The sequence below is a fragment of the Sporolactobacillus terrae DSM 11697 genome (genome assembly GCF_000648615.1).
Taxonomy (GTDB): domain Bacteria; phylum Bacillota; class Bacilli; order Bacillales; family Sporolactobacillaceae; genus Sporolactobacillus; species Sporolactobacillus terrae.
The window spans coordinates 1-20,104 of sequence record NZ_JFZC01000009.1 but is presented as its reverse complement, the minus strand read 5'-3'; the positions used below and the strand labels follow the sequence as shown (position 1 = coordinate 20,104).

At 45.3% G+C, this 20,104-nt stretch carries 22 protein-coding genes and 1 other annotated feature; of the genes, 8 read left to right on the top strand and 14 right to left on the bottom strand.

The annotated features are described in order from the left end of the window. The first annotated feature begins 128 nt into the window (after positions 1 to 128). Positions 129 to 455, top strand: a complete 327-nt coding sequence (locus tag AA84_RS0101015; RefSeq protein WP_028975670.1) for a hypothetical protein — start codon at positions 129 to 131, stop codon at positions 453 to 455. A 122-nt stretch (positions 456 to 577) separates the two neighbouring features. Here the strand turns inward: AA84_RS0101015 and AA84_RS0101010 are convergent, their stop codons facing one another. The 3 genes from AA84_RS0101010 to AA84_RS0101000 all read right to left on the bottom strand — a co-directional run bounded on the left by AA84_RS0101010 (position 578) and on the right by AA84_RS0101000 (position 1,705). After that, positions 578 to 808 carry a helix-turn-helix domain-containing protein gene (locus AA84_RS0101010; protein WP_028975669.1) on the bottom strand — a complete coding sequence of 77 codons (231 nt, stop codon included), beginning with the start codon at positions 806 to 808 and terminating at the stop codon, positions 578 to 580. A 10-nt stretch (positions 809 to 818) separates the two neighbouring features. Then, positions 819 to 1,301 (bottom strand): DUF2975 domain-containing protein, encoded by a 483-nt coding sequence (locus AA84_RS0101005; protein WP_028975668.1) that lies wholly within the window; start codon positions 1,299 to 1,301, stop codon positions 819 to 821. A 98-nt stretch (positions 1,302 to 1,399) separates the two neighbouring features. After that, the gene (locus tag AA84_RS0101000) at positions 1,400 to 1,705 is read right to left on the bottom strand and encodes a hypothetical protein (protein WP_028975667.1); all 306 of its coding nucleotides are present in this window, start codon (positions 1,703 to 1,705) and stop codon (positions 1,400 to 1,402) included. A 79-nt stretch (positions 1,706 to 1,784) separates the two neighbouring features. Here AA84_RS0101000 and AA84_RS0100995 point away from each other — a divergent pair, with 79 nt between their 5' ends. After that, positions 1,785 to 2,153, top strand: coding sequence for a MerR family transcriptional regulator (locus AA84_RS0100995; protein ID WP_028975666.1), 369 nt, complete (start codon positions 1,785 to 1,787; stop codon positions 2,151 to 2,153). Positions 2,154 to 2,306: 153 nt separating this feature from the next. Here the strand turns inward: AA84_RS0100995 and AA84_RS0100990 are convergent, their stop codons facing one another. From AA84_RS0100990 to AA84_RS0100960, 7 genes are all read right to left on the bottom strand, one after another. Next, on the bottom strand, positions 2,307 to 3,221 hold the full coding sequence (locus AA84_RS0100990; protein ID WP_028975665.1) for a methyl-accepting chemotaxis protein: 915 nt from the start codon (positions 3,219 to 3,221) through the stop codon (positions 2,307 to 2,309). A gap of 174 nt (positions 3,222 to 3,395) precedes the next feature. Then, positions 3,396 to 4,406 carry an ABC transporter substrate-binding protein gene (locus tag AA84_RS0100985; protein WP_028975664.1) on the bottom strand — a complete coding sequence of 337 codons (1,011 nt, stop codon included), beginning with the start codon at positions 4,404 to 4,406 and terminating at the stop codon, positions 3,396 to 3,398. A gap of 14 nt (positions 4,407 to 4,420) precedes the next feature. Further along, positions 4,421 to 5,182, bottom strand: a complete 762-nt coding sequence (locus AA84_RS0100980; RefSeq protein WP_028975663.1) for an ABC transporter ATP-binding protein — start codon at positions 5,180 to 5,182, stop codon at positions 4,421 to 4,423. Positions 5,183 to 5,185: 3 nt separating this feature from the next. Continuing rightward, positions 5,186 to 6,178 (bottom strand): FecCD family ABC transporter permease, encoded by a 993-nt coding sequence (locus tag AA84_RS0100975; RefSeq protein ID WP_081791692.1) that lies wholly within the window; start codon positions 6,176 to 6,178, stop codon positions 5,186 to 5,188. A gap of 433 nt (positions 6,179 to 6,611) precedes the next feature. After that, positions 6,612 to 7,673, bottom strand: coding sequence for a histidinol-phosphate transaminase (gene hisC / locus AA84_RS0100970; protein WP_028975661.1), 1,062 nt, complete (start codon positions 7,671 to 7,673; stop codon positions 6,612 to 6,614). Between the two features lie 391 nt (positions 7,674 to 8,064). Continuing rightward, positions 8,065 to 9,252: a metal-dependent hydrolase family protein gene (locus AA84_RS0100965; RefSeq protein ID WP_028975660.1), complete on the bottom strand. Its 1,188-nt coding sequence runs from the start codon at positions 9,250 to 9,252 to the stop codon at positions 8,065 to 8,067. A gap of 22 nt (positions 9,253 to 9,274) precedes the next feature. Next, entirely contained in the window at positions 9,275 to 10,459 is a 1,185-nt protein-coding gene (locus AA84_RS0100960) for a hypothetical protein (protein WP_028975659.1), read from the bottom strand. Positions 10,460 to 10,722: 263 nt separating this feature from the next. Then, positions 10,723 to 10,939 (top strand) — a binding site (T-box leader). A 39-nt stretch (positions 10,940 to 10,978) separates the two neighbouring features. Here AA84_RS0100960 and thrS point away from each other — a divergent pair. Continuing rightward, positions 10,979 to 12,907, top strand: a complete 1,929-nt coding sequence (thrS, locus tag AA84_RS0100950) for a threonine--tRNA ligase (protein ID WP_028975658.1) — start codon at positions 10,979 to 10,981, stop codon at positions 12,905 to 12,907. 159 nt (positions 12,908 to 13,066) lie between these two features. Here thrS and AA84_RS0100945 read toward each other — a convergent pair whose 3' ends face one another. Together AA84_RS0100945 and AA84_RS0100940 are read right to left on the bottom strand one after the other, a co-directional pair. Beyond that, complete coding sequence (locus tag AA84_RS0100945) at positions 13,067 to 13,252, bottom strand: DUF4083 family protein (protein WP_010027353.1); 186 nt, start codon at positions 13,250 to 13,252, stop codon at positions 13,067 to 13,069. Positions 13,253 to 13,475: 223 nt separating this feature from the next. Further along, positions 13,476 to 14,471, bottom strand: a complete 996-nt coding sequence (locus tag AA84_RS0100940) for an acyltransferase family protein (RefSeq protein ID WP_028975657.1) — start codon at positions 14,469 to 14,471, stop codon at positions 13,476 to 13,478. Positions 14,472 to 14,829: 358 nt separating this feature from the next. On the opposite strand from AA84_RS0100940, the gene AA84_RS0100930 reads away from it, so the two are divergent. Beyond that, positions 14,830 to 15,012, top strand: a complete 183-nt coding sequence (locus AA84_RS0100930; RefSeq protein WP_028975656.1) for a hypothetical protein — start codon at positions 14,830 to 14,832, stop codon at positions 15,010 to 15,012. A 43-nt stretch (positions 15,013 to 15,055) separates the two neighbouring features. On the opposite strand, the gene AA84_RS0100925 is transcribed toward AA84_RS0100930, so the two are convergent. Further along, positions 15,056 to 15,526 carry an RpiB/LacA/LacB family sugar-phosphate isomerase gene (locus tag AA84_RS0100925; RefSeq protein WP_028975655.1) on the bottom strand — a complete coding sequence of 157 codons (471 nt, stop codon included), beginning with the start codon at positions 15,524 to 15,526 and terminating at the stop codon, positions 15,056 to 15,058. A 346-nt stretch (positions 15,527 to 15,872) separates the two neighbouring features. Here AA84_RS0100925 and rpsN point away from each other — a divergent pair, with 346 nt between their 5' ends. The 4 genes from rpsN to AA84_RS0100905 all read left to right on the top strand — a co-directional run bounded on the left by rpsN (position 15,873) and on the right by AA84_RS0100905 (position 19,058). Continuing rightward, positions 15,873 to 16,142, top strand: coding sequence for a 30S ribosomal protein S14 (gene rpsN, locus AA84_RS0100920; protein ID WP_028975654.1), 270 nt, complete (start codon positions 15,873 to 15,875; stop codon positions 16,140 to 16,142). Between the two features lie 124 nt (positions 16,143 to 16,266). Then, positions 16,267 to 17,169, top strand: coding sequence for a metal ABC transporter solute-binding protein (locus AA84_RS0100915; RefSeq protein WP_028975653.1), 903 nt, complete (start codon positions 16,267 to 16,269; stop codon positions 17,167 to 17,169). Positions 17,170 to 17,423: 254 nt separating this feature from the next. Then, on the top strand, positions 17,424 to 18,194 hold the full coding sequence (locus AA84_RS16755; RefSeq protein ID WP_051577721.1) for a metal ABC transporter ATP-binding protein: 771 nt from the start codon (positions 17,424 to 17,426) through the stop codon (positions 18,192 to 18,194). Positions 18,195 to 18,245: 51 nt separating this feature from the next. Beyond that, positions 18,246 to 19,058: a metal ABC transporter permease gene (locus AA84_RS0100905; RefSeq protein WP_028975652.1), complete on the top strand. Its 813-nt coding sequence runs from the start codon at positions 18,246 to 18,248 to the stop codon at positions 19,056 to 19,058. Between the two features lie 12 nt (positions 19,059 to 19,070). Here AA84_RS0100905 and AA84_RS0100900 read toward each other — a convergent pair whose 3' ends face one another. Continuing rightward, positions 19,071 to 19,958, bottom strand: coding sequence for a CvfB family protein (locus tag AA84_RS0100900; protein ID WP_028975651.1), 888 nt, complete (start codon positions 19,956 to 19,958; stop codon positions 19,071 to 19,073). Positions 19,959 to 20,104 lie beyond the last annotated feature (146 nt).

Here is a 20,104-nt window from a genome sequence, read left to right as displayed (position 1 = left end):
GTGGTGTACACCGACCGCCTAGGGCGTGGATCTTGAATCATTTATCAACTTAGGCTTTTGATTCCATCGGTCTAATGCAGGAATCATTTCTCCTTCTGAAGAATAGAGTAAGGGAGAGGTGTTGCGACTTGCAAGCGACTGAAATTCCACGATTTAACTTTATTGAATGGCAAAAGGATCAAAACGCCGGCCCCAAAGAGCATTTTTATTTCGCGACAACGGATGTGAATGAGGCGGTTGATCATTACCTCCGTAGGCTTCGTGAACACCATCCGTTTTATATGACGATTAGTTCGGTTGACGGCCGCATCTGTTTTGCGAGAGCCAATGGGCTCAGCAGCGATAAGACCAAGCCGAGGATTATCAATATGAATCCAGATTTAAACCAAAAAATAAACAACGATACATGGTTTACACACCAATTTATGAAAACGATCGAGAGAAAATTAAGTTGAATTGTTTCTGTGGCGGCCAAATAGAGTCTGACTTTTTTAGTTAACAAGATTCATGCACGAAACACGAGACGTAAGGCACGAAAAAAGAGTCTTAGAGCGCCAGCTTTAAGACTCTTTTCTTTTTAATCGAATTGGTCGGCTTTATCTTCCTCACTTTGATATTCCAAAAGATCTCCAGGCTGACAGTTTAAAGCCTTACAGATTCCTTCCAGCGTTGAAAAGCGAATGGCTTTAGCCTTTCCGTTCTTCAATATTGACAGGTTTGCCATCGTCAGTCCCACTTTTTCAGAGAGCGCGGTAACACTCATTTTCCGCTTTGCCAGCATCACATCAAGATGAATAATAATCGCCATAGGGTTCACCTCAGATTGTTAGATCATTTTCTGATTTTATTGCAATGGCGTTTTGTAACAGCTTTTGCAGCACCGCGGCAAAAACGGCAATCACCATACAGCCGAAAATGATCGTCATCCCAATGATAACCATGCCAGGAGTGTCATCTGCTTCCGCCATAAGATAGATGACCGGCATAAACGCAACATAGAAGACACCGATGATCACGGCACAATATTTGATGTTCTTCAGTGAAGTGACCGATAGCTCCGAGAAAGCCTCGTTCTTATCGATATACGTGAGGAGTTTGAATGTCTGATACAATGCAGCGAAAAAGACGAGTGCTGTAATATATAGTCCGGCTAAAAAAGGATACTGCAAATAGGCGAACTTTGGATATAATGCTGCAAAAAAGGCAGTGAGCCTAGGCAGAACAAAGATACATGCAGCCAGGATCGGCAGCCCTATTAGAAAAACAGCGAGCTTTAAGAAAAGTGTTTCTCGTTTCATCAAAAGCACCTCACTCAGTTGTTTGCACATTGATTTTACTCTATTTGTTATTGCTTATCAATAAATGTTTATTCAAAGTCAATAAAGTCTTCATGTCCCCTTTATACATTGAGAAGAAGCAGTGCGATAAAATAAGCTCCCGTAAAAACATGATGGAGGAGGTTAATGCGATGAAAAATAAAACAGCCATTTGCTATTCTACTTACTAAAGTAGCGCTAAGGATGATCAGAACAAGCAGTAAAGGCAAGTGGGTGCTGATCATGAGCATGCCCATAATCAGACATACCAGATGCATGCATAGAAAATAGACGACAACGACTTTTTGATCTGTTTTTGACCATATGACGATTCCGGAAATAAGACAAAATAGGGCGTAAACAATCAATCCGATTGCACTGATGATCATTGAAGTTCCTCCTATAACATGAGATTATACTTAGTAAAAACGATGGGGTCGACCCCACGTCAAGAGGGAAGATGTAACGATGAAAATCGGTGCATTTGTTGCGCGCTGTGAAACAACTAAGGATACCATTCGCCATTATGAACAGCTGCATCTGATACAGCCGAAGAAAATTGGTACCTACAAAGACTATGGTGAAAAAGAATTTGTCGATTTTCAAGTAGTGAAGGAAATGCAAAAAATGGATTTATCTTTAGCGCAGATACAGCAAATTTTTTGCATGAAGGAAAAATCCGGTTGTGGGACTGCGACACTCATTCAGTCAGTGCTTGAAGCGCTTAAAAAACAGAGTTTTGCCTTAGCTGCCGAAGAACAACGAATCAAACAGAAGCGTGTGAGAACTGAACATCTGATTGCAAAACTAAAGAGAATCGAAAGCTCAATGCAGTGACTCCATTTGTGAACAAAAACGAATATTGGTCTGTGATCAGAAAACGAACACACCCAGTGGATCAATGATCTAAACCCTGATCCGAAACGATGTGGAGGCACAGATAAAGCAAAAAATCCCCTGAGAGAGTCAGAGAATTTTTGCTGCTGGCTATTATGGATTGAGCAATTTGTTTAATGCTTTTGCTTGATCGTTAAGCAACTCGGCGGCTTGTCCAATTTTATCGAATACTTGTGTGGCTACTTCCATTGTCTCGTGGCTCACCTTGGCATTATGTTGAAGATTGCCTGATCGATCGGCAATTTGATTGACATTGGCGATTATCAGTCTTGTCTGTTCCTCCACCTTTTTAATGGACTGATGAACTTGATCGGATAGTTTTTGCATTTCTTTAGCAATCACGATAAAGCTGCGGCCGCTTTCTCCGGAACGGGCGCCTTCAATTCCTGCATTAATGGCAAGAATATGCGTCTGTTCGGAGATATCGCGGATGATTTCAACGACGCCGTTGATCTGTTTGATCTCTTGCTGAAGGGTCGCGAGTGTTTCCGCATTTTCATTAGAAAAGCGTTCAACATTCGTGATTTCCTTATTAAGTGCCTTGGTCTGATGATTCCCTGCTTGCGCCTGTTCATGGAGATCCGCAGCCGTGTCTTTTAAGCTGTCCGTGAATTGTTTGATGCGCTGTTCACGCTGGCTAATATTGGTTGCAACCTTCAGCACGCCAATCACATGGCTATGCGTTTCATCGAAAATCGGCATGTAGGTTGCTTCCAGCCACACGGCATGGCCGAGTTTGTCTTTACGTTTAACCTTATCTTGAAAGCGGTTGCCGCCAAGCAGCTTATTCCAAAAGTCTTGATAATCTGCGCTGCTTGCAAAATCAGGAAAACAGAGCATTGCGTGATCCATACCGATCATTTCTTCTTTAGTGTAGCCCAGTGCTTTCGAAAAATTATCATTAACAAAAATGACTTTATGATTCGTGTTAAAACTAATGAGTGATAGATTTTCTTCAAAAGCCCTGCTCAGAAGCTGAAGATCAAATTTTTGTTTTTCTTGTATCATGTTCCTCCTCCTTCTATTTAGGCGAGTACATTCTACACTTTATTTGCGTTTAAAGATAGATGAGAGATCATACCCATCAATATTTTTCTAAATTCGATTGAGTGAGCGAAAAGCTAAAAAGAGATTCATGTATATTTTTTTGCAAATTTTCATGACTATTATAGGTGAACTTTTTTATTTATACAGGTCCGGGTACATTTCTTTGGTCAAATTTTCGAGACCGTCAAGGGTGTTATAGCTGTAACTGAACATGTAGTTATAGTCCATGGTGTAGATCTTTTTGTTCTTGATCGCTTTCATACTTGATAGTTTCGGATTAGAATAGAGGGCTTTTTTCATCGTCTTGCCGTCGCCTTCCCAATCGAGAACGATCAGCACATCGGGATTGGTTTTTACTAGGGTTTCAACACTGACGTTGCCGTTTTGATTTTGGAAGACGTTATCGAGTTTGACCATCTTGAATGCATTGTTGAAGAACGTCTCACCATAGGCAGAATAGACGTAAACTTCTTTTGGATCCGACATATGCAAATAGGCAAAGGTTTGCGGTTTTTTTATTTTTGTTAAGTCTGATGTGATTTTTTTCTGTTTCGCTTTCAATTGGTCGGAAAATGCTTTTGCTCGATCCTGTACATTAAAGAGCTTTCCAAGATTGTCGATATCTTCGTAGATTGAATCATAAGTACCGCCTTTGATCGATGACTTGAGGACATAGGTGTTGATACCCATATTATTCAGTGAATCAACGGTTCCAACACCCCAGTCGGCATTGTCAAACAAACCGCCGCGACTGACAATGATGTCCGGGTTGGTTCCGATTGCCGCTTCTTTGCCCACATAGGAGCTGCTTAATTTCTTTAATGCGTCATAGTCTTTGGCAACCGTTTGATCCGGAGCCCCGAAGTTGCCGCCAACGCCGACGATTTGCTCTTTTAGCCCAAGATGCAGCAGCAGCTCGGCAACGGTTCGGGTTGTTGCCATAACGCGTTTCGGTTGTTTTTTAATGACCTGATCTTTTTTCTTCCACTCGCTTCCGCCTTCAGCTTTCGTATAATTATGGATAGTCAGCGGGTAGTTGGATTTACTGCTCTTGCTGTTTTTGTCCGATGTACTGGTTGCGCTGCTGCAGCCGGCCAGCAGCAAGAGCGCTGCCAAACCGCAGGCGATGAATGACTTCTTTTTCATGATGATGATCCTCCTTATAGTCCGTAAGCAAATCCCAGTCGATGAGTGACCGGGTTTATAAAGGTCTGACATTTTATTTGATAAAGCGCTTCAATGATTTTGGGAGTAAGCACTTCTTCAGGCTTTCCATGGGCATAGACGTCGCCATCTTTAACGGCATAGACATAGTCGCAATACATAACTGCCAGTTCTAGATCGTGGAGCGCGGCGAGGACGCTGATGCCCAGCTGCTTGACACAGGAGAGAATCTCAAACTGATAACGAATATCCAAATGATTGGTCGGTTCGTCGAGAATCATTAATTGCGGCTGTTGTGCAATTGTACGCGCAAGAATGACCCGTTGTTTCTCGCCGCCGGAAAGCGACAGATAGCTGCGTTTCCGGTAATCCGTTAATCGCGTGCGCCGCAGCGCTTCGTCAACACGATGAAAATCATTTGGCTGATCCGGCTCCAGCAGCTTTTTATGCGGGGTACGGCCAAGCAGGACCATTTGTTCAACGGTCAAATCAAAGCTCATTTCATTAAACTGTCCAACAACACCGAGTTTCTGTGACACCTGTTTCTCCGAGCTTTTCAGAACGTCGAGGTTGTCCAAATAGACGGTGCCGCTCTCGGGGGTGAGACTTTTGTAAATGCTTTTTAGCAGCGTTGATTTGCCGCAGCCGTTGGGGCCGATGAGACCAACAAATTGTTTGTTTTTGACAAATACCGATGCATGTTTGATGATTTCTTTTTTCCCTCGTCGTACTGTCAATTCTTTTGCTGCGAGTTCCATTGCTCAGCCTCCAAAATTGTAGCCTTTTTTCACAATCATATAGATAAAGAGCGGTGAGCCGATCACAGAGGTAATGATGCCGATCGGTAGATCAACATTTGGTATCAGAATGCGCGATAAAATATCTGCCCAGATGAGAAAAAGACCGCCTAAGAGCAGTGTCGCCGGCAGCAACCGTTTATGGTCTGCACCGAAAAGTCCGCGGCAGATATGCGGTACAATCAAGCCGACAAAGCCGATTGTGCCGGAATAAGCGACCATGGTTCCAGTGATCAATGCAGCGAGAACCATATAAATTTTGCGATAGAGGCTTAAATTAATGCCCAATGTAACCGCTGATTCGTCGCCAAGCAGCATTGTATTGAGAATGCGGTGCTGAAAGAGAAACAGAGCGCATCCGGCAAGGACAACGCTGGCGAGAATGGGGACTTTGTCCCAGCTTGACGGAGCAAGGCTTCCCATTGACCAGAAGGCGACTTTTTGAACACCCTCGGCATTGTTGGCAAAATAAATAACGAGATTGGACATCGAGCTGTAAAACGCGCCGACCACGACGCCAGAGAGGATAAGCTTCACCGATGTAGCCCTGCCGCCGATGCTTGAGAGCAAGAGTACGGCAGCAGAAGTTAAAACTGCGCCGATAAATGCTCCGAAGGCAATACCAAAATTAGAAAGAAACGCGGCTGCTCCAAAGCCGATTAAAATAGCAACGGTTGCGCCAAGCGAAGCTCCTGAAGAGATGCCGATAATATAGGGATCCGCAAGCGGATTCTGTACAATCGCTTGCATCACGGCACCGCAAAGGGACAGACCCATGCCGATCAGCAGGGCGAAAAGCACACGCGGCATTCTGATTTGATAGATGATGTTGAAATACGAATCGTTTGTTACGCTGTCCAGAGAACCGATATGGTCAGCGGACAAAATATGAAGCATGATGTTCATCGATTGCCTGAGCGGGATATGTACTTGGCCAATTGAAACGGAGAAGACCATTGATGCCGCTATCAGGAAAAGAAGAAGGAGAATCAGTGGATAATAGAGATAAGCGCTCCCGCTTCGATGAGCCGCGCGTGTAACCAAAAAAACACCTCCAATAAGAATTGTTACCGTTTTAAATGAAAATGATTATCATTGTCATCGACTATTAGTATAAGCGAAGATCGATCATGAGACAATATTAAATACAAAGTAATCCGAATTTTTATGAAGCGTAACGGCAGCAATGATTGACCGGCTCGAATAGGTAGAAGGGAAGACGGATGGGGATTCTGAGGAAGTTTAGGATCACGTGGAGGGATGCTAAAAAAGGGCATCTCACAGCCAAAACTTACTTTTGACTATGAAATGCCCCGAAAAGTTGTTCGATCAATGAGACCATAGCTTAAACGCGCAGGCGCTTTGTTCGCCTGATCGATTCGTTCAGCAGTTATTTGTCCAGAATCTCGTTTAGTGCTTTAACCAGTTTGTCCATTTCTTCATCGGTACCCATTGTGATACGCATGAAGTTGTCAATGCGTGGTTGATTGAAATAGCGAACCAGTACACCTTTATCGCGTAATGCGTGGAAAATGATGTCTGCATTCACCTCAGAATGACTGGCAAAGATAAAGTTGGACTGAGAAGGTATAACAGAGAAACCGAGAGCTTCCAAACGTTTGGCCGTTTTTTCACGGGTTGCGATGATTTTTTGTGCCTGATCACGGTAATAGGCATCGTCTTCGATCGCGGCACAAGCAGCGGCGAGCGCAAGACGATCGATCGTATAGGAATTAAATGAGTTTTTGACTGTATTGAGTCCATTCATTAAATCGCTTTGCCCTAATGCGAATCCGACGCGAATACCGGCCAGCGATGAATATTTGGACAGGGTTCGAACGACGAGCAGGTTTGGGTAGTCGTTAATGAGTGGAACAACCGAAGTCCCGCCGAAATCGATGTACGCTTCATCGATGATGACCACCTGTTCCTGATTTGCATCCAGGATTTGTTTTACAGCTTCGATCGAGAGACCACGTCCGGTTGGCGCGTTTGGATTTGGGAGGACCACACCGCCGTTCGCGGTGCAGAACGCATCCGTCGGTACCGTGAAGTCTGCGTTCAGCGGGATGATTTTCGGGTTCAGTGAACACAGATTGGCGTACACTTTGTAAAAGCTGTATGTAATATCAGCGAAGGCAACCGGCTTTTCTGCTTCAAAAAAGGTCATGAAGCTGAAGGCAAGGACTTCATCAGAACCGTTGCCGACAAAGACCTGATCTGCATCGAGTTCAAAATGATCCGCAATTTTTTGGCGCAGCAGATCACAGTTTGGATCCGGGTAGAGGCGAAGCTGATCATTCACCGCCTCCTTGATCGCAGTCAGAACCTTTGGCGAAGGCGGATACGGATTTTCATTTGTGTTCAGTTTGACATACTTTTTATCCTTAGGCTGCTCACCCGGCACATAAGGATCGAGTTTCTGAGCAAATTGGTTCCAATAGCTACTCATGGCGCACCTCACAGTAATCAACAATTTCGTCCACGTCTATTAAGCATTCAAACGGAGCAGTTTTCTGCGGACGACCGTTCTCTTTACTATTATGCAGTATTATTGAATAAAAGCAAAAAGAAATAATTTCATATGAGTATAGGATTCGGTTGAATTGGCGACGAATGGTTTCACTCCATAAATGAAATTGCGCGAAAGTAGAAACAAAATTCAAAGGTTGAATCGTCGCTTCGGTTACTCGCTTGCCGCGGGCGCACCGCGAGCCTCCTCAGACAGGCAAGAATCTGCGGTGCTTGCTGGCACCAGAGCGCTTAGGTACAAAAAAAGCCGGAGCTTCAGGCACTTCATGCGTCTGAATGACTCCGGCTCGCTTCATTGGATTTAGTCTTAATCAGAGGACTTCATGCCCTTTTTTGAAGACCTGTTTCTTGCCTTGAACGGTTTTGATGCTTTCGAGCGGATTGTTCTCAAGGACGATGAAATCGGCAAATTTTCCGCTTTCAAGTGTGCCGTATTCTTCATCGATCTTGAGCAGCTGAGCACCATTAATGGTTGCTGCCTGCAGCGCCTGCAGCGGCGTGCACCCTGCTTCGACCATGAGTTCCAGCTCGAACGCCGAATCATTTTTAAAATCGTTGTTCGGTGTTCCGGCATCGGTGCCCATTGCTAGTTTAACGCCAGCATGTGCCGCTTTGCTGATGCTTTCCATATGTGCCCTTTTCACTTCGCGGGCAACATCAAGCATGAAGTCCGGAACTTGTCCTTCGCCGCGGTCGGAAATGCCGTAAACCGCGATGAGCGTTGGAACAATGAATGTACCTTGGTCAAGGAACATTTGAATGGCTTCATCATCGAGATAAAACGCGTGTTCAACCGAATCAACGCCGGCACGGAGCGCATTCTTAATGCCCTCGGTACCTTGAGCATGGGCATTTGCCGTTCTGCCTTTATGATGAGCTTCGGTAACTGCGGCACGCAGTTCTTCCTCGGTCAGTTGCACGTCATTCGGTGATTCACCGCCGAAAGAAACACCACCGGTAGCCATCAGCTTAATGTTGTCGGCCCCGTTTTTCAGTGCTTTGCGAGCGGCCTTGCGTGCTTCATCCGGGCTGTCAACTTCGTAGCTAATCGTGCAGAAGTGTCCGCCAGTCATTGCGAGCGGCCGTCCTGAAGCACAAATGCCTGGCGAAACAATGTGTCCGCCCTTTTCCAGTTTGGATAGTTGAATATCGACATCGAAGTCGGCACCGACATCACGAATATAGGTAACGCCGTGTTTCAATAAACGGTTTAAGTTATCAAGTGCAATTTTGGTTGCTACAATCGGGTTCAGATTCGGTGAGCCGAGCGCGTCAAGCTTGCCCGAGACATCAGAAGTGATATGTGTATGTGCATTGATCAATCCCGGCATGACGAATTTGTTTTGCAGATCAACGGTTTGATCGGCAGAGGCAGGCGAACCGGTCCCTGTTTCGATAATCTTTCCGCTTTCGTCGTCAACAACAAAGTACGCGTCGGTCTCGAAATGATCGGTTGTTCCGTCAAATAGTGAAAAGTTCTGGTACAATGTTTTTGTCATAAATGATTCTCTCCTTTAGCGATTAGATGAGTTTAAGGAAGATTGAAGCAATAATGACTGAAGCGATTGAGACTGTTGCGAAACCGCCAACGAGCATTTTCGGAAGGATATTTTCAAGCAGGTATTCTTCTTCATCAGCCGTCTTGGCGTTGTTCTTGCACACTTCTGTGGTCAATATGTAGTCGGCAGGAAATCCGAACAGCGCAGTCAGCGAGCAGGCAAACGCCATTGGCCGGCTCATCCCAAATGGTTTTGCAAGAATTAGAGATGCAAGATACATTCCTAGTATACCAAGGAGAATTAATACCACAATCTGAATAATAATCTGACCGAGCATCGCCGGCGTTGTTAGATTCAGCTGCGAGAACACATAGGCAAGCAAACCATAAATCAACCAGCTGAAGACACCGGCACGGTTTAGTGCATTGTCTTCAAGAAAACCGAATTGATGTGCGATGACGCCGAAAATCAGACAGATAACAAAGGAATTGATGACGCCGTGCATCAGTTGGGCAACGTAAAGGCTGATAACCGCAACAACTGCCACACGAACCAAAATAAATGCAGAGGTTTGATAGTCATCCGGCAGTCCGAAAATGCGTTTTGCCGGGGCATCGCTTGCTCCCTGCATCATCCGTTGCCGATTCGGATCCAGTTTCACGCTGCCACCCCGGAATTTTTTCAGCAAACGCTGACTTTCCTTTTTCAGCATTGCCGAAGTAACCGGATAACCGATCAGGCTGTGTGTAATGAACATGGATACCGGCAGTGCAACTAAGGCCGTAATCCCGGCAGCTTTAAGCCCGTCCGTCATCAATAGAGCGGCGACGAGTCCGCCCGTCAGCGGCGGAACCGCAGCGATAACGGTATGCCAGTCAAAGATCATTGAACCGACCGTCAGTGTGATCAGAATGGTACCGCAAACACCGAGCAGCGCGATGGCGACCGCTTTCCATTGGGCAATCAGCTGTTTCAGATTCATCAGCGTGCCCAAGTGAACCAGCAAAAGGGCGATACAGATTTGAACGAATTGCGAACTATAGGAAGCCTGAACAACAACATCCTTTGGAATGAACGTCCAGAACCCGATAATGAATAATACGGCAGACACAAAAACAGATGGAATATAGGCTTTTGATGCGGTGGACACCCATTCACCAATCAGCATAAAAACCATGACTGCCAAAAAACAGAGCAGAAAAGACATGATGGCGCCTCCCAATGACATTTAATAACTTAATGTGGTGAAGTGTGAGTAAATACTATCACCAGCTACCAATAAAATCAATAAAAGATTCGTAAAATAATAATTTTTTATTGTATTTTTTTTGTTCGCAAAATCATAAATGTTGTGATGAACGCGCGCAACGCATTGAACCTAGCCTTCAGGCTTCACATCCTGAGGCAAACAAAGGTGGACTTGCACTTTGCAAACGAAACGCATACAATAAGGGCAACACGAAATAAAAGAAAAAAGCAATGAAGAGGACACGAGTGATTGTTTCGGTGCACAGAGAGGGAAGGATGCTGCGAACTTCCTGACCGCGAGCCATCGCCCACCACCTCGGAGTTTCAGCGGTGAATGCGAGTAGCCGCTGACGGCAGCGCCGTTATTGGATTAAGTGCCGCAGTCTTTTTGATTGCGGAAGCAAGGGTGGAACCACGAGCAGAAACACTCGTCTCTTATTGAGGCGGGTGTTTTTTATTTTTCAAAGGAGTGAAAGTCATGTCATCTGTATCATTAACGTTCCCGGACGGCAATGTACGGGAATTTCCAAAGGGCGTCACTGCAGAACAAGTTGCAGAATCAATCAGTAACAGCTTGAAAAAAAAGGCGGTTGCCGGTAAAGTCAACGGAGCGCTCTACGATTTAACGCGGCCGATTGACGCAGATGCTTCAATTGAAATTGTTGTACAGGATTCCGAAGACGGTCTGGAAATCATGCGCCACAGCTGCGCACACCTTCTTGCTCAAGCCTTAAGGCGGATTTATCCGGATGTTAAATTGGGCATTGGTCCGGTAATTAAGAATGGCTTCTATTACGATGTTGAAATGGAGCACTCGCTCTCCAAAGAGGACTTCCCGAAGATTGAAAAGGAAATGAAGAAGATCGTTAGCGAAAATTTGCCGATCGTTCGCAAGGAAGTCAGCCGCTCCGAAGCGATTGATCTTTTCAAAAAGCTTGATGATCATCTGAAACTTGAATTGATCCGTGATCTGCCGGAAGACGCCACGATTACGATCTATTCGCAAGGCGACTATGTCGACCTGTGCCGCGGACCACATCTTCCGTCAACCGGTAAGATTAAAGCATTCAAATTGATGAACGTTTCCGGTGCTTACTGGCGCGGTGACAGCGATAATGAAATGCTGCAGCGGATTTACGGAGTTGCTTTCCTGAAACAGAAGGATCTCGACGCGCACTTGCATTTTCTTGAAGAAGCGGCAAAACGAGATCACCGCAAACTCGGCAAACAACTTGAACTGTTCATGTTCTCTGAAGAAGCGCCAGGCATGCCGTTCTATCTGCCGAATGGTCAGATTATCCGCACGGAACTGGAAAACTTCTCACGTGAACTGCAGCGTCAAGTGGACTATGATGAAGTCCGCACGCCGTTAATGATGAATCAGCGCCTCTGGGAAAACTCAGGGCACTGGGATCACTACCATGAAAACATGTACTTCACCAAAGTCGATGATGTCAATTATGCGCTGAAACCGATGAACTGCCCGGGACATATGCTGATTTACAAGGATGATCTGCATTCGTACCGCGACCTGCCGATTCGGATTGCCGAATTCGGGCAAGTTCATCGTCATGAATTAAGCGGGGCACTGAACGGAATGCTTCGCGTGCGCACGTTCTGCCAAGATGACGCGCATATCTTTGTTCGTCCGGATCAAATTGAAAGCGAAATTAAAAACATCTTCCAATTGATCAGCAAGATCTATCAAACCTTTGGCTTTGAATACACGGTTGAACTGTCAACCATGCCGGAAGACCACATGGGCAGCTTGGAAATGTGGCAACAGGCAGAAGCAGGGTTGAAGCGTGTGCTTGAAGCAATCAATCAGCCGTATATGATTAATGCAGGCGACGGCGCATTCTACGGCCCGAAAATCGACTTCCATATTAAGGATGCCATCGGACGTGAACATCAATGTGCGACGATTCAGCTTGACTATCAAATGCCGGAAAAATTCGACCTTACGTACGTTGACGAAAACAATGAAAAGGTACGCCCGGTCGTGATTCATCGCGCCGTTTATGGGTCGCTTGATCGCTTCTTTGCGATTCTGATCGAACACTTTGCCGGCGCTTTCCCAACTTGGTTGGCACCGACACAGGTTGAAGTGATCCCGGTTGCCGATGTGCACATCGATCACGTGAAGAAACTTGTTACGGATCTGAAAAAGGTCGGTATCCGAGCTCATGCTGATCTGCGCGGCGAGAAGCTGGGTTATAAGATTCGCGATGTTCAAACGCACAAGATTCCTTATGCACTGGTTATTGGTGATCAAGAAATTGCACAGAATGCCGTCAACGTCCGCAAATATGGACAACAGGAAACCAATACCGTTGCCTATGATGAATTTAAGGCAAACATTCTTGCAGAAATTAAGAACAGAGTCACAAAAGTACCGCAAGCATAAACCGTTATAAGAACCAAAGAAGCAGACGGGGATAAACCCATCTGCTTCTTTTTTGCACTATAGAAAGTATAAAAATTCCACGGATTATAGTATAAGGGCGTTCATTAACCTTTTAAAACGCAGCATACGCATTGCCTGATTCCATTAGGGGTTTAGCTGTTATTTGCGTTGGTCTAACTTTTTACTGATCTCATCAAGTTTGTCGAGAATTTCTTTGTTCCTGCGTTTTGGCAGGCTGATGACCAAATATTTAACCAGAAAGGCAACAATGAAGATGGACAGTGCAACGAGGATAAGTGTGATAATCAGTTGAAAAATAACCGTACCCAAACTAAATGAGAGCATATTCATCCCTCCGTGTGTGGTATTCTAATAGCCTAGTATAGCATTGCGCGATTTGAAGCAAAACAAAAAAGCCTCCATGTGAAGGCTTTTGTCTCAGTAAGAAGTCGTCCGAATTGCGCGTACATCTCGTGTTGCTGCATGCACCGGTAGCATGCAATGCGGCACAACGTCATGAACTATCCGCTTTTCTCGTGTACCGGAGCATTTCTTACAGATCCAGATGCTAACGCTGCTGCAGACGCGGCATTCTAATTTCAATGAACGGCTCTGTGAAAAGGCGTACAGGGCGGCTGGCGAGCAGATAGCAGAGCGCCAAGGACGCGGTAAACAAGAACGAATATTGATACAAATGCTCAATATTCTTGTAGAGTGGAAACAGCACCATTGTTTTAATGAAAAAGCCGTGCAGCAGGTAGACATACAGAGTGTTTTTGCCAAGGGCTGTGAACGAAAACCGTTTCTTTGGGATCAGCGCCATGAAGGCGAAGATGGTTAAGAAGCTGATGCCGTAAACAAAGAGACGTGTGATCCCGCCTTCCAGATTTGAAAGCCCAAAGGTATGGTAGGACGAATCATGAAGCACCCAATCCTGCAGATCATCCGGGAACACATAGTGGCAGGCCAGGAAGACACCGATGAATACGAAAATGCTGGCGACGCGCGCCGAAGTTCGTGTCAGCAGCTGCATAAACTGCTCTTTCTTTACGAGGTAACCGAGATAGAAAAACGGGAAAAACGCGAGCGTCCGCGATGCGCTGAAATCCGTTTCAAACGTATCAAAGAATCCCGCGGCAATACCGAGCATGATCGCGATAGGCAACCCCAGTTTTCCCAATCTAGAAAAAGGAATAATCATTAATTTCCAGAACAGGATGCTGACAAGGAACCAAAGCGTCCAATGCGGGGATACTAAATCAATTTTAAAGACTTTTTCATAACCGGTCATATAGTAAAAATACGAGTAAGCAACTTGAAAAATAAAATAGGGAATTAATGTTTTCTTCACAACATTTTTCACATAACCGGGTTTACGAAAATGCTTCGAAAAATAACCGGATATAAGAATAAACGCAGGCATATGGAAAATAAAAATGAATGTGTACAATGAGTTAATCACAGGAATGTCACTTTTCAGGTTGGTGAGACTGTGACCAAATACAACAAGCAAGATTAAGAAGAACTTGGCGTTATCAAAATAACTGTCTCTGACTTTCGTCATCTTTTTCTTCTCTCCCTTTCCAGTGGTTATCCTATCTGTTTCGTTTCCTCTCGCAGTAAATTCAGTGTTGTCATCGATTGATGATCCGATTGAAAAAAGCATGTAATACTGTAATGGGAATGCCAATCGAATCGACGTTGATCCGTTTATTTTTGCAAAATCAGATTAATTTTGACTTAAAAAAATGCGCACAAAAATTTTGCGCACAAAAAAGACATCCCGATTCGCTTGCCTTTGCTCCAGTCGTCACCGGATCGAAGAGAATCGAGAAGCAAGATATGTTATAGCACATTTGAAAAACGGTTTCAATACGTATTTTTTTACAAGAATATTACTTTTTTGGCGGAGAAAATGGTGGATGGCTGGCATCGGTCAAATTAGAAAACTTGGCTTTGCCAAGCCTCTGGCGAAGGCAAAGTCGCCGCCCGCGACGGCCATGGACGGCCTAGTGTTCGGTGAGCCGCAGGCCGCGGCGTTCTACCGAACCACTTACACTCGTTTCCTTAAATCTTTTATTTTCTATACTTTCTTACCAGTGTGAAAAAGCAGCCCCATTTGTCGGGGCTGCTTTTTGAGAAGACTTTTTAGATTTCGGAAAGTTTTTTCAGATGTTTTTCCGAGATGGCTTGTACTTTTTTTATGCGATTGGTGTACTTGTCGATACCGTTGAGTACATCGGTATGCATCCAGACATTGACGATTTCCAAGGCGATTCCAGATCCGATAATCTTACCGCCAATGCACAGAACGTTGCTGTCAGTGTGCTGGCGAGCCAGCTTGGCACAAAAAGGGTCTTGGCACACTGCTGCGTTCAGACCATAGATTCGGTTGGCGATCAGCGCGCTGCCGTAGCCAACCCCATCGACAAAAATGCCGCGTTCTGCTTCACCCTTTGCGACTGCGAGTGAGGCGGGATAGACATAGTCGGACAAGTCGCAGGATTCGCTGCTGTCTGTTCCGAAATCGATCACTTCATGTCCTTCATTTTCAAGCCATGCTTTGATTTCGCCTTTTAATGCGTAACCGGCATGGTCGCTTGCCATTGCAATTTTCACGATGAATACCTCCACAAGATACAGATTCTCAAGGTTCGTCCTTGTTTATTATAATATAGGATCGACGAAGAAAACGCATCGACTTAAAAAAAACGATGCTTGCGCTGCTTCACCGTTCATTCATTAATCTAAAAGAATGCCGCTATCGTAGACTTATTTGGCGTGCGTCATCACCGACACCGGCGCACCGGAATGTTTTGGCACGTCAAGCGTCCCAAAGACGCGGATCCAGCGGATGGATAGGCGAGAACTTCTTTGTTCATCCTTGCAAAAGATAAGAAATGGTGGTTTAATAAATATGCAAAACGTAATTGTTACGATTTATAAATTAAGAAAGGAGTTTTGTATGGCAAAGAAATCAAAAGTCGTTAAAGAACATAAACGTGAAGCAATGGTCGCAGCGTATGCAGAACTCAGACGTGAATTAAAAGAGAAGAAAGATTATGCGGCCCTTTCCCAATTGCCGCGTGATGCATCACCGACGCGTTTGCATCATCGCTGTCCGCTTACGGGACGACCGCATGGTTATATGCGCAAGTTCAATATGTCGCGGATTGCCTTTCGTGATTACGCCCATAAAGGCCAAATTCCCGGCGTGAAAAAAGCTAGCTGGTAACTTCTTCGGATGATGGGTCAGAAGTACTTGACAATGAGAAAGAGAATTTGATAAATTTAATAGTGCATTTAAATCGTAATAATTACGTTTTGTTATACATAGGATTCATTAGGAGAAGCGATAGATGATGAGACAATACAAAAGACGGCCTATTTTTTTGCTTATAAGTATTTTTAGTTTGCTCCTCGGCCTTCTTGCCGGGTGCGGAGGTCCCTCCTCACAAGAAGGGGCTTCAAATAAAATTATGGTCGTTGCTGCTGAAGATTTCTATGGGGAAGCGGTTCAAGCAGTTGGCGGAAAGCGCGTATCGGTAACGTCGGTCATTAACAAACCAAGTATGGATCCGCATGACTTTGAACCGACAGCCGCTACGGCAAGGGCGGTTAGTGATGCAAAACTAGTCGTTTTCAACGGCATTGGTTATGACGGCTGGATGAACAATCTCGTGAAGCAATCTAAAGCGCAGACGACGATTCGTGTTGCTGAAGACGTGATGGGTAAGAAAGACGGCGACAATGAGCACCTTTGGTACAATCCCGAGACAATGCCGAAACTGACCAACGCTATTGCAGAGCAGCTTTCTAAAATTGATGAGAAGCATGCAGTGGAGTACAAGAATAATGCGAAAAAGTACATTGAAGAATTAAGGCCAATTCAAGAGAAAGTTGCCGCATTGAGCAAACATGCCGATCATAAGAAGGTTGATGTATCCGAACCGGTTTTCGATTACATGGTGCAGGCACTCGGTTATACGATCGCCAACAATCATTTCGAAACGGCGGTGGAGCAAGAAAGCGATCCTTCACCGAAAGATATCGCCGCAATGCAACAGGATATCAAAGAGCAACGGATTGCATTCTTTGTCAGCAACATCCAAGAAATCAGTCCAACAGTGAGCAAAATGATGATACTCGCTGATCAGCATCATGTGCCGGTGGTTAAGGTGACCGAAACACTTCCGAAAGGAAAGAACTATAAAACATGGATGCTGGATCAACTTAGCCAAATTGAAGCGGCGCAAAACTGACACTAACCACAGTGGCCGTTTGAATCGGAGCAAAAGTAGCACATGGTTCTTCTCTGATTCTCTTTTTCTATCATTGATAGAGAGGTCTCTGCCTTCAGCGCTTAAGATCACTTGACAAAGTAAATCGAAATCATTACTATTTATCCAGTATCTATAGGTCGAAAGCATACTGGGTAGGACTGCTCTATTTATTGATAAACTTATTGAATAACCATGAATCAGCAGCACGAATGGTGTTGATCGGAGGGCTTCTTATGCTGCGCCAGCTTCAAATTCATCAACTCCAAGTCCGTTTTAATGGGGAACAAATCTTGAATGATCTTTCGTTTAAGGTAGCACCAGGAGAGTTATTTGCCATAATCGGTCCGAATGGAGCAGGAAAGTCAACGTTGTTAAAATCAATACTGGGATTGATTCATCCACAACAGGGTGATGTCTCAATTCTTGGTGATCATAGAAAAGTCATTGTCGGTTATGTGCCGCAGTCGCGGGTGATTGACGATGAAACACCGATCAGTGCAAGCGATTTTGTTTCATTAGGTCAAATCAGCGGCTTCTTGCCTTGGCTCTCGCGGAAAGAAAAAAAAGCGCTGAATGAAATCATGCAGTTTACCGATACGAAGCGATTGGCAAATAAGCCGATTGGAACCTTGTCCGGCGGAGAGCGGCAACGTGTTTTTCTGGCTCAGGCACTTGTTCGGAAACCGGATTTGCTGCTGCTTGATGAATCAACAGCAAATCTCGATCCTGAGGCGCAAATTCAAATGATGGAACTGGTCAAAAACGCGGCTAAAGAATGGGGTGTCACCGCCCTCTTTATCTGTCATGATCTGCAAATGGTCGGCACTTATGCAGATCATGTTCTGCTTCTGTCACGGCAAGGGTACAAAACGGGTCATCCGGAAGATATTCTGCATGACCGAAAATTGATGACAACGGTTTTTCATGGATCATCTTCGGAGAACGGCACCATGCATCATGTGCCGACGGAGTCCGAGCTGCCGCTCGCCGGTTTTCCGCAGTGAGTCAAACATCTGCGAGCTGCCTTAATGCACTGGAAAAATGGGGGAAATTGAATGTTTCAGTATGATTTTATGCAGCACGCGTTTATCGCCGGCACGCTGATAGCGATGATGTGTGGTGTGATTGGTGTGTTTATCATTGCGCGGTCGCTTTCTTTTATTGCGCATACCCTGTCGCACATTGGCTTTGCCGGTGCCGCTTTCTCCGCTTATGCAGGGATCGATCCGCTGCTTGGCTTGCTCCTGTTTACGATTGCGGGGGCAGTTGGTGTCGGTCAGCTCGGCGTTCGCATGTATCGGCGTGACGCATCGATCAGTGTTATCCTAAGTCTGGCACTTGGACTGGGCATTTTATTCCTGTCGCTCGGGAATATACAAGGCAATTACTCGCGCACACTTTTGTTTGGCAGTGTTGTCGGCATCGATATGCAGGATATCTGGCAGATTGTTTTAATTACTGTTCTTGTCCTTGTTGTACTTGCAGTTGGCTACCGCTGGCTTAAGTTTGACTCGTTTGATCAGGTCGGCGCACAATCTGCGGGATTACCAATCCGGCTCATCTCGATCGGTTTTCTCCTGCTGATGGCAGCGGCGACAAGTGTGACCGTTCAGATTGTCGGCGCTTTGCTCGTCTTTGCGTTAATGACGGTCCCTGCCGCCGCCGCACGCTTCTATACGCAATCTATTTTCGGCATGATTCTGATTTCAACGCTCATTGCGGTACTCAGTGTTTGGTTCGGACTTATTGCCGGCTATTATACAAATGCACCAATCAGTTTTTTCATTGTTTTCTTCAATGCGATCAGTTACTTTTTCGGCATGTTCTTTCATCGAGTCAGGGAGCGGCGCCGCGTGCTCGCACCATAAATGAAAAGCGGGTCAAGAGTGGTGCTCTTGATCCGCTTTTTGATCTTTCGTCAGATAGCTCCAGCCTTCTTTTTGATACAGGAGATTTTCTTTCATCAATTGGCCGAGCGCTTTTTTGAAGTCGCCTTTGCTGATGCCGAATCGCTTTTTGATGTCTTCAGGCAGACTTTTATCCCAATAAGGCATGGCTCCATCACGGCTGTTCATATAGGCAATGATCTTTGCCGCATTGTCGTCGATTCGCTCGTAAGTGCGCGGCTTCATCGATAAATTTAAGCTGCCGTTTTCTTTGACGGCAATGACGCGGCAGGTAATGACTTGGCCGATTCGCAGTGTGCCGCTCTGTTCGTTGTTATGAACGAAGCCGAGATAGCCCTCTTCGCTGATGACATGGATTCCATCCTCAAGCTGCCGGTAGACCGTCGCTTGGATCGTTTTGTTCTGCATTGTTTCGGGAGCAGGAACCGATTGCGTTTGCATGATCTGTTCATCGGCCAGACGAGCGAACAGGCGCTTCTTTTTGTCCAGTTTCAGGCTGCAGAAGACGCGTTCGCCGGGCTGCGGCCAGTAGATGGATTCATAAGGAAGGTCATCTTTTGAGAGCAGGAGATCCTTGCTCGTTCCAATGTCGAGGAACACCCCGTATTTCTTATGCTGGGAGACGGCAGTTGCCCAGTCGAAGGCATCAAATCGAACCGTTGGGATGGTCATCGTAGCGGCAATCCGCTGCTGGTGATCATGATAGAGAAATACGGTCAGCTTATCTTTTTCGTTCAATGGTTCGGTTACATCATGTTCGTGAAGCAGCACTTCCTGGTTGCCGTCGGTTAGAAAATAGCCGAACGGTGCTTTATGTGAAACCTCGAGCGTTGTAATTGTTCCGGCGGTTAGTTCAGACACATTGTTTCCTTCTTTCTTGCATTTCCTGATTACGATTAGTTCCATTATAGCATGTGTCTTCCTGAATTATTCATAGCCTAATTTGCTAACTGGCCAAAACGCTTTCCCCACAAGGAGATAACCCTTTTCGTTTTTTCACCGATTAG